9 protein-coding genes are annotated in these 12,355 nt (G+C 68.4%); 8 read left to right on the top strand and 1 reads right to left on the bottom strand.

The genetic code is table 11. The features are described from left to right. Positions 1 to 45: 45 nt before the first annotated feature. Positions 46 to 543, top strand: a complete 498-nt coding sequence (locus ABZ717_RS02855) for a PH domain-containing protein (RefSeq protein ID WP_358504590.1) — start codon at positions 46 to 48, stop codon at positions 541 to 543. Then, positions 540 to 2,357, top strand: coding sequence for a PH domain-containing protein (locus ABZ717_RS02850; RefSeq protein ID WP_358504587.1), 1,818 nt, complete (start codon positions 540 to 542; stop codon positions 2,355 to 2,357). Before ABZ717_RS02855 ends, ABZ717_RS02850 begins: the two co-directional genes overlap by 4 nt. Before the next feature lie 126 nt (positions 2,358 to 2,483). Here the strand turns inward: ABZ717_RS02850 and ABZ717_RS02845 are convergent, their stop codons facing one another. Then, entirely contained in the window at positions 2,484 to 2,837 is a 354-nt protein-coding gene (locus ABZ717_RS02845) for an STAS domain-containing protein (RefSeq protein WP_358505016.1), read from the bottom strand. Between the two features lie 461 nt (positions 2,838 to 3,298). On the opposite strand from ABZ717_RS02845, the gene ABZ717_RS02840 reads away from it, so the two are divergent. The 6 genes from ABZ717_RS02840 (at position 3,299) to ABZ717_RS02815 (ending at position 12,197) form a co-directional block, all read left to right on the top strand. Continuing rightward, the gene (locus ABZ717_RS02840) at positions 3,299 to 3,835 is read left to right on the top strand and encodes an NUDIX hydrolase family protein (protein WP_358505013.1); all 537 of its coding nucleotides are present in this window, start codon (positions 3,299 to 3,301) and stop codon (positions 3,833 to 3,835) included. 140 nt (positions 3,836 to 3,975) lie between these two features. Continuing rightward, on the top strand, positions 3,976 to 4,515 hold the full coding sequence (locus ABZ717_RS02835) for a TetR family transcriptional regulator C-terminal domain-containing protein (RefSeq protein WP_358504584.1): 540 nt from the start codon (positions 3,976 to 3,978) through the stop codon (positions 4,513 to 4,515). 28 nt (positions 4,516 to 4,543) lie between these two features. Beyond that, entirely contained in the window at positions 4,544 to 5,233 is a 690-nt protein-coding gene (locus tag ABZ717_RS02830; protein ID WP_358504581.1) for a nucleoside/nucleotide kinase family protein, read from the top strand. 602 nt (positions 5,234 to 5,835) lie between these two features. Further along, on the top strand, positions 5,836 to 7,197 hold the full coding sequence (locus ABZ717_RS02825) for an MFS transporter (protein ID WP_358504578.1): 1,362 nt from the start codon (positions 5,836 to 5,838) through the stop codon (positions 7,195 to 7,197). Between the two features lie 205 nt (positions 7,198 to 7,402). Further along, complete coding sequence (locus tag ABZ717_RS02820; protein ID WP_358504575.1) at positions 7,403 to 8,743, top strand: VCBS repeat-containing protein; 1,341 nt, start codon at positions 7,403 to 7,405, stop codon at positions 8,741 to 8,743. 136 nt (positions 8,744 to 8,879) lie between these two features. Beyond that, a complete protein-coding gene (locus ABZ717_RS02815) occupies positions 8,880 to 12,197 on the top strand; it encodes an NACHT domain-containing protein (protein ID WP_358504572.1) in 3,318 nt (1,105 codons plus the stop codon). The last annotated feature ends 158 nt before the right edge of the window (positions 12,198 to 12,355 follow it).

The raw sequence follows: 12,355 nt of genomic DNA, 5'->3' as shown, positions 1-12,355 counted from the left end.
CAAGTCCGCCCCGGCGGCCCCCTACCGAGAGGAGACGTCGACGCCATGAGCAACGACGCTCTGCGCCTGCGACCGCCCAACCACCGAGTGGACCGTCGAGCGGTGGGCTGGTGGTCGACCCAGGCCCTGTCCGTGACGGTCCTCCTCACCGTCATCCCGGTCGTGCCCGCGCTGATCTGGGAACCCGTGCGGTTCTGGTTCCTCGTCGCGGCCGGGATCGTGGGCGGGATCGGATTGCTCATCACCGTCGTGATGCCGCGGTGGCGCTACCGCGTGCATCGTTGGGAGATCACCGACACCGCCGTGTACACCTCCAGCGGCTGGCTGTGGCAGGAGTGGCGGGTCGCGCCGATGTCGCGCATCCAGACCGTGGACACCGCGCGCGGACCACTACAGAGAGCCTTCGGGTTGTCCAGCGTGACCGTGACGACGGCCTCCGCCGCCGGACCCATCGAGATCAGCGGACTCGACCACACCCTCGCCACCGAGGTGGCCGACCAGCTCACCGACAACACCGAAGCGGTTCCGGGGGACGCGACATGACCTCCCACGACGACCACCGACCCGAAGAACCCGTCCCCAACGTCGCACGCCCCGAGACGGACCCGACCCTGGCGGACGCGCACGCACCGGAACCGAACCCGCCAGGGCAGGAGGTCCCCGCCGAGACCGGTGAACCGACCGGCGACTGGCCGGGGCTGAGCCCCTTGTCGGTGTGGGCCAACACGGTGATCGTGGCGCTGTTCATGGTCCCCTCCGCCATCGTCGCCACCGTCGTCCTGGTCGTGGTCGACCAGCCCTTGTGGGCACTGCTGCCCCTGCCGGCCACCGGCGCGTTCATCGCCCTGATGACCTACCTGGACATGCTGCGGCTGCGCGCGGTGCGCTACCGGGTCACCGCCGACCGTATGGAGATGCGTTCGGGCATCATCGCCAAGGCCTACCGCTCCATCCCGCGTGAACGTGTGCGCAGTGTGGACGTGGCCGCCCCGATCTACGTGCGGGTCTTCGGGCTGTGCACGGTGACCGTGGGCACCGGCGAGAAGGTGGGGTCCGGCGCCGACCAGCTGAAATTGGAGTTCGTCACCGCCGAGCAGGGCGAGCGACTGCGCCGTGAGCTGTTGCGGCGGTCCGGGGCCGACAACGCCTCCCGGGCACCGGCCGAGGGGGAGGACGGTTCGCTCGACGAGGACGGCGTCGAGCTGGCCCGACTGGACCCGCGCTGGTTCGCCTACGCGCCCGCCACCACCGCCACCTTCGGTATCGGTCTCGGTGTCATCGCCGCCCTCATCGGCGCCAACGCCCAGTCGGGCGGGCACGGGTGGGAGTGGATCTCCGAACAGGCGGGGCTGCCCGGTTCACAGCAGATGGCCGACTTCGTGATGTCCCGGCTGCTGCTCGTGGTTCCCCTGTTCCTGGTGGGTCTTCTGCTGTCCGGTGTGGTCATCCTGTTGTTGGCCGCTTTGGAGACCTGGTGGAACTACCGCCTGACCCGGGAACCCGATGGCACGGTGCGGTTGCGCCGGGGCCTGCTGACCAGCGTTTCCCTGTCGGTCGAGGGCCGCCGCCTGAACGGTGTGGTCCTGCACGAGCCCTTCGTGCTGCGTTCGGTGCGCGGGGCGAGCATCCAGGCGGTCGCGACCGGGTTGGAGAGCGGCGACGACAAGAAGACCAGCGCCAAGAGCAGGTTGTCCCCGGCCATGCCCCGCTCCCGGGCGCGCGCCCTGGGCGCGGCGTTGATGCGTCAGGAGCGGTCCCCGTTGGATGTTCCGTTGGCCACGCACCCCAGGGCCGCGTTGCGCCGCCGGTTCACCCGGGCGACCTTCGTGACCTTGATGGGGGTGGCGTTGGCCGGCGGGCTGGCGTGGCTGCACATGGTCGCCACCGAGAGTTGGTGGGAGATGGCGCGCACGATCGAGGAGAACATCGTGCCGATCCCGCTGGTCGTCGAGGGTGTGGAGGCCACCCCCGGGTGGGGCTGGTTCGCGCTCGCGATCGTGCTGGGCGTGCTGGCGTTCTGGTACGCGGTGGGTTCCTACCGAGGTCTGGGGCACGGCCTGCACCCGAAGTACCTGGTGCTGCGCAAGGGCATGGCGGTGCGGGACACCGTCACCCTGGAACGGTCGGCGGTGATCGGTTGGCGGATCACCCGATCGCCCTTCCAGCGCAGGTTGGGGCTGGCCGACGTAGCGGCGACCACGGCCGCGGGCGACGGAATGTACGCCGCCCTGGACGTGGGGCTGGGACAGGGGTTGGCCTGGGCGGACGAGGCGGTCCCTGAGCTGCTCGCGCCCTTCCTGGAACGCCCCGAGACCACCGGCGAGGCCGAGGGCTCACGCCCCACGGTACTTCCCTGACCGGGCGGCGGTGTCGAACGCCGGGGCCGAGTGTCCGAGCGAGATAGGTGGAGCCTCGATGTCGGGCACCCGGCTTCCCCGCGGGCGCCCGATATCGAGGCCACCTCGTTGACCGGGTCACACGGGTCAGGAGACGGGGTTGTCCCTGAAGGGCGGACCGTCGGCGCACAGCCCGCTGGTGTGGGTCAGCGCCATCTCCACGATCGGATAGACGTCGAACAGGCGCCGCATTCCCAGGGCCTCCAGGACCCGTTCGGCGATGGACGACGGTTCGGCCAGGACCATGTGCGCGCCCCGCGCCTTGAGGACTCGATGGACGGCTACCAGGGCGCGCACGCCGCTGGCGTCGAAGAACCCGAGCCCGGACATGTCCACGACCAGGCAGTCGCAACGGGAGTTCCGAACCACGTCGAGGAGACGTTCACGCAGCCGGTCGGCGGTGGCCAGGTCCACTTCGCCGTGGACGCGCACCACCGTCACCCCCGTACAGGAGATACGTTCCCGGGCCGAGAACGGTACATCCTTCGCCACTCGGGCCACCTCTCACCGGACGTAACCTTTCCACTACGCAACCGCGTACGAGATCGTAACCTCTTCAGAGAGGTTGCGGGAGGCTTTTGATGAGAAAAACCCCCGAAATCTCGTCGATGTGGCTCCGCGGATGGTTCGGTCTCACCTCACCGCGCGTTCTCCCGAGCATCCCGACCCGGGGCACGCTCCACAGAGCCCACACAGATCCCTCTCGGACACTCCCGAAGACGGACCCGCACCGTGCTTTCTCGACTCCCGTGCGGTAAAAGCGGTACTTGGACGCCCATGTGACGGCCGGTGCTCCCGAACCCCTCGGGGCACGGGAGGATGACCGCATCGAGGGACACGACCAGAGCGAAGGGAGGGAGCGGCCCATCGACCGTCCCGAGCGGACGACGGCCGCGCACCCCATGACCGAAACCGCCGACACCCAGCCCGGTTGGTTCTCCTCCGAGGAGTTGGAGGATGTCCGTGGCCGCATGCCCGTGCTCTACGTCCAAGCGGTGCCCGTCCGAGTCGACGAGAGCGGCGAGGTGACACACGTGGGCCTGCTCATGCGGGCCGGCTCCGACGGAAGCTTCAACCGCTCGGTGGTCTCGGGCCGGGTTCTCTACCACGAACGGGTGCGTGACGCGCTCCTGCGCCACCTGGAGAAGGACCTGGGCCCGGTGGCCCTGCCCCGCATCCCCAGTTCCCCGCAGCCGTTCACGGTCGCCGAGTACTTCCCCACCCCCGGGATCACCCCGTTCCACGACCCCCGCCAGCACGCGGTGGCCATGGCCTACGTCGTTCCGGTGAGCGGTGACTGCCAGCCCCGCCAGGACGCCCTGGACCTGGTGTGGTTCACCCCGGACGAGGCCACCAGCCCTCAGGTGCGCGAGGAGATGCAGGGTGGCCAGGGTGTCCTGGTGCGCCAGGCCCTGGCCTTCGTCGGGCACGCCCCCTGACGCTTCGCGGGGCCGCCGATCGCCGGCGGCCCCGCCCCTCCTCGGCTCCGCGCCTGGCGGCACTCGCCAGGGTCCGGACCGGCCTGCACCGGGCCCTATGCTTCCGAAGACGCACCCGGCACACCAGGAGGACGGCGCGGATGGCTCCCGAACGGGTCGACCAAGCGGCACGGCGTGAGGAGATCCGCTCCTCGGCAATCCGGGTGTTGTACCGCGAGGGCCTCGCCGCCACCGGGGGCGAGGACGTGGCCGCCGAGGTCTCGCTCGTGGCCGAACGCACCGCCCACCCGCCGCGCGGCGCACGAGAGCCGCACCGCCCGGCGGTGGAGCGGCTCACCGAACTACTGCGATCGACCCTGGAGTCGTGGGCCGAACAGCCCGACCCCGCCCGGGTCCTGACCGACCTGTGGGCGGCCGAACACACCCCGAGGCCGGCCGGTACCCCGGACATGGACTCCGTGTACCGCGACCACCGGGCCATGCTCACCGAACTGCTGCGCGAAGGCGCCCGGGAGGGTGACCTACGCCCCGGCTCGGGCCCGGCCGAGGCGGCCGTACTCATCGGCGCCATCGAGGGCTGCCTGGTGCGGTGGCTCATCGATCCGTCGGTGCCCTTGGGCGACCTCTGCGCCCCGATCATCGGAGCGTGCCTGTCCGATCTGCGGGCTGATCGGGTGTAGGGCCCCGGTTCGACGTAGGCTGGAGTCCATGCTCGACTCCCTCGTGGCCGACGTCCTCGCCATGGTTCCCCCCACCGGTGGGGAGAACACCCGCCGTACCGTGCTCGGGCTGGCCGGTGCACCGGCCGCCGGCAAGTCCACCCTGGCCCGTTACCTGGTGCACACGGTGAACGAGACCTTGGGCCCGGACACCGCCGGCTACCTGCCCATGGACGGCTACCACCTGTCCAACGCCCGGCTCGAACGGTTGGGCAGGAGCGACCGCAAGGGCGCCCCCGACACCTTCGACGTCCACGGCTACCTGGCGATGCTGCGCCGGTTGCCGGTGGAGACCGACCACCCGGTCTACGTGCCCGACTACGACCGTCGGCTGCACGAACCCGTCGCCGCGCGCCACGTGATCGAACCGCACACCCGGCTGGTGGTGACCGAGGGCAACTACCTGGCCTCCGATCACTCCCCCTGGGATCAGGTTCGGGGATTGTTGGCCGAACTCTGGTACGTGGAGGCCACCGACCTGGTGCGCGAACGCCGACTGCACCGGCGACAGCGGGCGGGCGGCGCCGGAGCGAGCGCCGCCCGGGAGTGGGTGGAACGCAGTGATCGACCCAACGGCGAACTGGTGAAGCGTTTCCGGGACAACTGCACCCGGGTGGTCCGGGTCAGCGGGGTGCCGCGGATCCGTTCGGGGAAGAACCCCCCGACCCGCCGCCGCTGACCCCGCGCCCCGTCAAGCGACCAGGGCCCCGGCCCGCGAGCGGTGGCGGCGAGTCCGGAATAGGCGGCGCCGCTGAGCACCAGGAGTCCTTGTGCTATGGGGTCCTCCTCGGCTCGGAGAGCCGCTTTCCATCCACATGACGAGACGGACTCCGGCGGGCGTGACTTGACTTCCTCCCCGTGGCTGAAGCCGGGGGATTCCGACCCGGCCTGACGGCCGGGTGGCGCTACGCGCCTCGCGGCCGTAGCTGGTTCCTGCTTCACAGACCGGGCAACCCCGAGGTCTCCACAGGCTGGCACCGCATGCCCTGCGGCGCGTGTCCACTTGGCTGTCGTGGACGAAAAGTAGTCTACCGGATACGGAGAGCACCTAACCCCACGGCTGAAGCCGGGGGTCTGCACCGCCAAGAATCGATCATGCCGAGTGGCCCTGATCACCCAGGACGCCAAAAGCCCGAGATGGCAGGGGTTTTCGCGTTCAAGCCTTACCCCCGACATGGACATCGCCCCCCATGCGTCCACATCGCGAGACAAATGTTCCACATAATGTCCACGGGAACTAATATTCAGCCATCAACCCGCACTGACCTGGAAAGAAGTCAAATGACGGACGTCTCCGCAGGGAAACCGTCGCCGCAACGGCCACCGGCCGAGTCGGCGCAACCCCCGACCAACCCCAAGCGGAAGGTCCTCACGGCGAGCCTCGTGGGCACGTCCATCGAGTTCTACGACTTCTACGTCTACGCGACCGCCGCGGTCCTGGTCTTCCCCTACCTGTTCTTCCCCGAGGGCGACATGATGGCGGCCCGCCTGCAGTCGCTGGCGACCTTCGCCATCGCCTTCGTGGCCCGCCCCATCGGTTCCTGGCTCTTCGGTCACTTCGGCGACCGCATCGGACGCAAGACCACCCTCGTGGCGTCCCTGCTGACCATGGGCATCGCCACCGTGGCGATCGGCCTACTGCCCACCTACGCGCAGATCGGCGTGGCCGCGCCCCTGCTGCTGGCGCTGTGCCGGTTCGGTCAGGGACTGGGACTGGGCGGCGAGTGGGGCGGCGCGGCACTGCTGGCCACCGAGAACGCCCCCGCCGGCAAGCGCGGCTTCTATGGCACGTTCCCACAGTTGGGCGCGCCGATCGGGTTCTTTCTGGCCAACGGGGTCTTCCTCATCCTGAGCCAGGCCATGAGCGACGAGGCGTTCCTGGCCTACGGCTGGCGGATCCCCTTCCTGATCTCCATCGTGCTGATCGTCATCGGCCTGTGGGTGCGCCTGACCCTGCACGAGACCCCGGCCTTCGCCAAGATCGTCGCCTCCGGTGAGCGCGTCAAGACCCCCATCGTCGAGCTGTTCCGCAGCAACTGGCCGGCCGTGGTCATCGGCACCCTGATCATGCTGGCGACCTACGTGCTGTTCTACCTGATGACGGTGTTCTCGCTGGGCTTCGGCACCGATCCGGTCACCGGCCTGGGATACGAGCGTTCGCAGTTCCTGGTGTTCCTGCTCATCGGTGTGGTGTTCTTCGGGATCTTCACCCCGATCTCGGGTCTGCTGGCCGACCGCTTCGGTCGCAAACCCACCCTGGTCACGGTCACCGTCGCCATCATCGTGTTCGGTTTCGCCATGGGCCCGCTGCTGGGCAGCGGCAGCACCTTCGGCGTGATGGCCTTCCTGATCATCGGTCTGTCCCTGATGGGTCTGACCTTCGGCCCCATGGCCGCGGTCCTGCCCGAGCTGTTCCCGACCAGGGTCCGCTACACCGGCGCCTCGGCCGCCTACAACCTGGCCAGCCTGCTGGGCGCCTCCTTCGCGCCCTACATCGCGACCTGGCTGGCCGGCACCTTCGGTCTGGCCTGGGTCGGCGGTTATCTGGTCCTGGTCGGGTGCATCACCCTGGGCGCCCTGCTGGTCGGCAGGGAGACCAGTGACGCCGACCTGGACGAGATCTCCGCGAAGGTCACCCGGTAGCGCTTGGAAGGCATCACCCCCACCCGAGCGGGTCGGACGGCATCGCCGCCCGGCCCGCTTCCTCGTGCGCCCGAACGGGACCGACCCACCTTTCGACACCCGGTTCCGTAGGAAACCTGCACCCATCAGTAGGGTTCCGTCAACGGATTTCAATGCCCGCGCGTCGAACCCACACGAGCATCCACTCCATCGAAAGACCTCCCGCATGAAGCAACGGTTCACCCTTCCACCGCTCCTGGCCCTCACCCTGATCGCCGCGGCCGGTTGCGCAAACGCCACCACCGACCTGTCCGACGCCGCCCCCGCCCGGGGAGAAACCGGAATCCTCGTGGACGGACTCCCCCTGCTGCCCGTCCATGGGTATGTGGGCGGTGAGTTCGAGGGCGAACCGTACGTCGGAGCGCTCTTCGGCGGCGAGGGCGGACTCGACGTCGAACGCTCCGTGGTCCTGACCCGATCCGACCTGGAACTGTCCGGGGAACAGGAATACATGCTGGTCATGGACACCGGCGACCTGGACGGAGATGGTCACACCGACCTCATCGTCGACGCACAGGACGGCGGATACCTCGTGTGGGGCGGTCCGGAGGGTCCCGTCGGGCCGGCCGTCCCGCTGCCCTGGCTCTCGGTGGACCACCCCTCGGGTATGAACGCGATCTCCCTGGCCGTGGGCGACATGAACGGTGACGGCGACACCGACGTCGCGGTCCTGGACAGCCTCATGGGCACCCCCACCAACGAATGGGAGAGCACCTTCCACCACGGCCCCTTCGACCGTGAGGGCGCCCCCGCCGCCACCGACGAACTTCCATTGCCGAGCGACGCGGACGACGCGACGATCAGGGCGTTCGACGCCGACGGCGACGCCTACGAGGACCTACTGCTGGTCCGCGGTTCCGACGAGTCGCCCGTATCCCACGTGGTACTGCGTTCGGGTCCGGAGGGCCCCGCCCAGGAGATCGTGGGCGACACCGCGCCCGGACACGAACACGTGGCCGGCGACGTCGACGGCGACGGCGCGACCGACCTGCTCGTCGGGGTGAGCGGGATCCCCAACAACGAGCCCGGCCACGACGACGAACTGCACCCCGGGTACGTGGACACCCACCTCTCCGCCGAGGGCTACCTGGACGCCGATCCGGTACGCGTCGACCGTGACACCGAGGGCGTTCCCGGCGCGGCCGAGGACGGCGACGGGTTCGGCAACGGGTTGTTGGTCGGCGACGTCGACGGCGACGGTGTCGATGACGTCGTCGCCATGACCGGACCGTTCCACGGCTACTCCGAGGCCACCCTGCTCCTGGGCGGAGCCGAGGGACCGACCGGTGAGGGCGCGGTCACCGTGCCGGTGCCCTCCTCCGACCTGGGTTACCTGCGCCACCACTCGCTGGCCGACTACGACGGTGACGGGCACGCCGACCTGGTGCTGAGCACCGCCGAACAGTCCATGTACCGCACGGCCGACGACGAGTACGCCGTGTTCCTGGGCGGGCCCGACGGATTCGCCGACGAACCGGACACGGTCTTCACCACCGAAGGGCTGTAGGGAGGACGAGGCCCGCCCGCACGGAGCGGGCGGGCCCGAGGGACCGGGCCGGTTCGGGCTGTGGAAAACCCACCGAACCGGCCCTTCTCGTTCTAATCTGGAGGGACCCCCTGTCCCCTCCCCCTCCGGAGCGTTCGTGTTCGAAGCCGCGCTGAAACTGGGCGTGTCGGTCGTCAAGGCCGCCTGTGGGATCTGGATCGGCAACCCGCTCGCCGAGAGCGCCGCGACCACCGTGGCCGACCTCGTGCAGGAGAAGGTCACCGGAAGCCGTGAGCGGCGCAGACTCAAGCGCCGCTTCGACGAGATCGAGGAGAGCGTCGCAGAACGGGTGCTCGGCTACCTCGATCACGAGTTCCGCGGACTGGCCGAGAACGAACGCGAGGCGGCGGTGCTCGCCGTGGCCGACACCTTCGACAAGGCCGGGCTGACCGACCGCACCCTGTTCGAGCAGGACCTGGATCCGCTGTACCTGGAGCGGTACCTGCGCGCCAAAGCGCCACGGGCGACCCGGGACCTGAGTCAGGCGGCGGTGGCCCTATACGACCGGGTGCTGCCGGAGTCGTGCGCGTACGTGATGGCGACCCTGTCGGCGCTGCCACGGTTCCAGACGGGTGCGTTCACCGAGTTGTTGCGGCGGGAGACGCTGCTCCTGGGCAAGGTCGAGGAACTCCTGGACCGGGTGCCGAGGCAGGAGGAACTCGCCGGACGCGAGCGTGACGAGGACGCGGCTTTCCTGACCGCCTACCGCCGCAAGGCGGCGGAGCGGTGGGACGTGCTGGAGCTGTTCGGCACCGAAGCGGGAACGAGGAGATATCCGCTGAGCACGGCGTATCTGAGCCTGCGGGTGTCCGGTGAGTGGCGGGAGAGGGAGCTCGACCTCTTCGATCATGACTCTCCCTACCCGACCGGTGATCTTCGTGTGGAGCAGGTCCTGGCCCTGCACCGGCGCACCTTCCTGCGCGGTCCGGCGGGTTCGGGCAAGACCACCCTGCTCCGTTGGGTGGGTGTGCGGGCCGGACAGGGAGACTTCCCCGAGACGATGGCCTCCTGGACCGGGTCGGTGCCCTTCCTGGTTCCGCTGCGCGAGTACGTGGACCGCGACCTGCCCGAGCCCGCCGACTTCGTCCGGCACACCGGCCGTCACCTGGCCGATCAGGCCCCTGCGGGTTGGGCCACCACGGTGATGTCCCAGGGCCGGGGCATCGTTCTGCTTGACGGGGTGGACGAACTTCCACAGAGCCAGCGTGAGGCCGCCCGCCGTTGGCTGCGTGGCCTGCTCACCGATTTTCCCAACTGCCGTTACGTGGTCACCACCAGGCCCGGTGCGGCCTCGGAGTCCTGGTTGGACACGGAGGGGTTCACCGCCGCCGAGCTCCAACCACTCGGTGAGGAGGACGTACGGGCCTTCATCCACCATTGGCACGAAGCGGTACGCGGTGAGGTCACCGAAGAGACCGAACGCGCGGTGCTGACCCGGCACGAAGCCGAACTCACTCGGAAGGTGCTGGGCCAACGCCACTTGAGATCCATCGCCTCCACACCGTTGCTCTGCGCCCTATTGTGCGCGCTGCACCGGGATCGGCACACGTCCCTGCCACGGGATCGGATGGAGGTGTACGAGGCGGCGCTGGCCATGCTGCTCAAGGAGCGCGACCACCAGCGCGGGGTCCCGGGCGTGGACCTCTCGCGCCGGGAGTTGGTGCTCCTGCTGCAGGAGCTGGCCAAGTGGCTGATCCTCAACGGCAGTTCGGACGCCCCGATCACCACCGCCAAGCGTCAGGTCGGCAGGCTCCTGGCCGCGATGCACCACATCGAAGAGGGCCCGGAGGAGGTCTTCACGCATCTGAGGGTGCGCAGCGGGCTGCTCCAGTGCCCGACCGTCGACCGGGTGAGCTTCCTGCACCGCACCTTCGAGGAGTACCTGGCGGCCAAGGCCCTGGTGGAGGAGGACAGTCTCCCGCTGTTGGTCAAGCACGCCCACGACGACCAGTGGCACGAGGTCGTGGTCATGGCCGCCGGACACGCCACCCCGGCCCAGCGCGAGGAACTGGTCACCGGGCTACTGGAACGCGCGGACCAGGTCAAGAAACACCACGACCGGCTACTGCTGGTGGCGTTCGCCTGCCTGGAGACCTCACCTCAACTCGCCGAACGGCTCCACTCGGAGGTGACCGAGAGGGTTCAGCGCATCCTCCCGCCGAGAACCAAGGAACACGTGCACGCACTGAGTCTGGTGGGCGAGGCCGCTCTGCCGCTCCTGGCCCGTACCCCACCGACCAACGCGCGAGAGGCCGCCAAGTCGATCAGGGCGGCGTCCCATATCGGCGGGCCCGGATCATATTCCGTCATCGAACAGGCTCTACCTTTCCGCGGCAGGGACACGTTCTTCGCGGTGGACGAAGCATGGGAGCGCGACCCCTCAGTAGAGCTCGCCGAAGTGCTCTTGGTCGACACCCTCACCACCTATACCTACGCCTTCCCCATCTGGGCCGAACACCTCGATCTCATCGCCTCCCACAATGAAATCGAAGCGATCCGATCACTTGTCTTGAGGGGTCGTGCGAACGACTCCGTCAAGACGTTGTCGAGGATATCCCGATTGGTCTCGCTCATCCTGAGCCCGGATTCGTCTGACGAGCAGTGGAACATCGATCTGGAACCACTACGCGGAATGCCCTCGCTGCGTCTCCTGATGTGCCTCGGCCTCACCTTCACCCCCAGCATCGCACCCCTCATCGACAGTCCTCTCGAGCAAATCGTGCTTTCGCACCCTGCCCTCACCGATGACCTGGGACTCCTCAGCGAGATGGTGACCCTGGAAGAGATGGGGTTCGGGTACGGGCTCCCGCGCGAGCCGCTCCGAGACCTCCTTCCGGTGGATCGCCTGAGCGAATTCTCGATCCGGCATGACAAGACAATTTCCGATCTGAACTACCTTGCGACCGTTCCGGATTCGATGGAGAAGGTCCGATTGTTGAGCTGTCCGGAACTCAAGGACATCGAAGGGATCGCTAGTCAGAGCGAATCTCTGTCCCATTTCTTCTACTACGGAGAGGTGAACCCGGAACTGGATCTGACTCCGCTGAGGGAACTTCCACTGCTCGAGGATCTGGAGCTGAGCGAAGCCTTGGCGACCACCCCGGCATCGGCGAAGGTACTCGCGTCGCTACCGGCGGTACGTCGTCTGGAACTGATTCATGGTGCGGCGACCATGCGCCCACCCATGTGGCTTCGGGACATGCCGCGCCTACGAACATTGTTGGTACGTGGACCAGGTCCGGTGGACCTGACCGACCTGGCCGGGGCCACCGACCTCACCATCGAGGTCGCCGGGTTCGGGCGCCGGAAGGTCATCGGGGCCGAATCCCTCGGCCCCGGGTCTCAAGTGGTACGCAAACGTCCACCAGCATTGCTCCGAGGTTCTCAGCGGAAGAGACCGAAGCGCTCTCGGTAAGAGCGTGTTTGAGAAGGGTCAGGAAATGAGATCCTGGCTCGTCCAAGCACGCTGACGGACGGCATCTCGTCCTCGGGCGAGGCGTCGGGCCATCTGACCGATCGCGGCCCAGCGCACCATCGCCTCGGACACCGCCGGGTCGCGCTCGTAGTCCCGTG

The organism is Nocardiopsis sp. NPDC006832 (assembly GCF_040635885.1).
In the GTDB taxonomy this organism is placed as follows: domain Bacteria; phylum Actinomycetota; class Actinomycetes; order Streptosporangiales; family Streptosporangiaceae; genus Nocardiopsis.
Note: the sequence above shows the minus strand (reverse complement) of the source record. Positions and strands in the feature narration are given on the sequence as shown.